Annotated in this window: 2 protein-coding genes; both read left to right on the forward strand. The window is 50.3% G+C overall.

The genetic code is table 11. The features are described 5' to 3' along the window. Nucleotides 1-446: 446 nt before the first annotated feature. Nucleotides 447-947: a CBS domain-containing protein gene (locus GOB87_RS16390; protein WP_166319165.1), complete on the forward strand. Its 501-nt coding sequence runs from the start codon at nt 447-449 to the stop codon at nt 945-947. A gap of 311 nt (nt 948-1,258) precedes the next feature. Then, nucleotides 1,259-1,585, forward strand: a complete 327-nt coding sequence (locus GOB87_RS17030) for a transposase (protein WP_264805023.1) — start codon at nt 1,259-1,261, stop codon at nt 1,583-1,585. Nucleotides 1,586-1,592 lie beyond the last annotated feature (7 nt).

The following is a 1,592-nucleotide window of genomic DNA, read 5'->3' on the forward strand; positions in this document are numbered from 1 at the left end:
CTGCCTCCAGAGGCAAAATGCCGTTGTCATTCCAGATCAGACGCACAGGACACAGCTCTCAGAACAGAGAATAACACTCTTCAGACAAAATGTGAGAAATCCGCGTCGAGATCGCGGCAACAGGCGTTGAACATCAACGCAACCTACTTCTGGGTGGGCTCATAATCGGCAGCATTATAGGATTGTATTATTACCTGAACATCATCCGTGTCATGATGTCAGCGCAATCACTGCCATCTCCCAGCCTGAATCGAGATGTTCGCCCGGAACTGATGGCGCTTGTCATCGTTCTCACAGTAATCGTGGTGATTGGAGGGCTTTTTCCCGCTCGCGCTCTTCACCCTCTTCTTCCTGTATCCACCATCCCGTCTGAGACAGAGGATGAGGTGACGATACGTTGATGAAAACACTTTTCGATTATCCCGAAACATGGAAAGGATTTTCCCATGTCCTCTCATGTCTTCCATATTCTGGCGCAAAAAGGCAGCACGGTCATCACTGTGCGGGCGGACGATCCAGTCGTGAGTGTCGCCAGCACACTGGCGCAGCATAATATTGGTGGCGCACCCGTTCTGGGCCCTGATGAACACCTGATCGGCATGGTCTCTGAAAAAGGGATCGTTCATGCGTTATCCCAACGCGGTGCGGACATATCCACCCTGACCGCAAAAGATATCATGACGAAGGACATACCAACCGCAACGCCTGATGACAGCATTTATGATATTGCTTGCCGCATGACGTATTCCCGCAATCGACATATCCCTGTTTTAGAAAACGGAAAACTTGTCGGGCTGGTCAGCATTGGAGATATTGTCAAACTACGCGCTGAAAATGCTGAACAAGAATCGCGTGAACTGCAAAATTACGTGACTGGCAAAGACCATGCGGCAGTCCAGCCTCCCCATGAAGCTCCCCCCACGCAATGCGGAAAAAAGCAAAGCTGATTTCCGACTTCTACAGCAGGAGAGATCGAAGAGCCGTTTTAAATGTCATTTCTGCCTGATTTTGAGAGCACCGAACGATAATTGATGGTTCTGCGGACAATTTTCGCTCTGCTTTTGGAGGAGAGTGAGAATTGCTCTGTTATGGTCCGCTGCACGGCTACGCTGATCCGCTCCATGAAGTAAGGCGACGCATGTTATAGACGATATTGGCCAACCCAATCCTTATGATGGCGCGTTGAATACTGGACTTGTAACGGTTTTGTGCCGGTCATCTGAGCGTTTTAAGCTCGTATCAGGAGACCGACGAGACCATGAAACATACGAAAGATTTCAAGCGCGAGGCCGTGAGGATTGCGTTGAGCAGTGGACTGTCACGCACGCGGGTTGCGACCGATCTGGGTATTGGCAAATCCACCCTGGCGAAATGGATAGTGGATTATCGTCCGGACGAGCTGGAAGGATCGAAGAACCGTTGTTTGACGCCGCGTTCTCGTGATTTCGTGTTTTTCGCGCGTTGGTTGATGGTGCTTGTGTCTGATTTTAGCGCTGCGTTTTTCGCAGAGCGTTGGACATTGGCTTTGGCTTGCTACGTGGCGACCCTGATCCTCTCGAGGAAAAGGAAGCGGCGCATATTATAGATGATAT

Source organism: Acetobacter estunensis, from assembly GCF_011516945.1.
Taxonomy (GTDB): Bacteria; Pseudomonadota; Alphaproteobacteria; order Acetobacterales; family Acetobacteraceae; genus Acetobacter; species Acetobacter estunensis.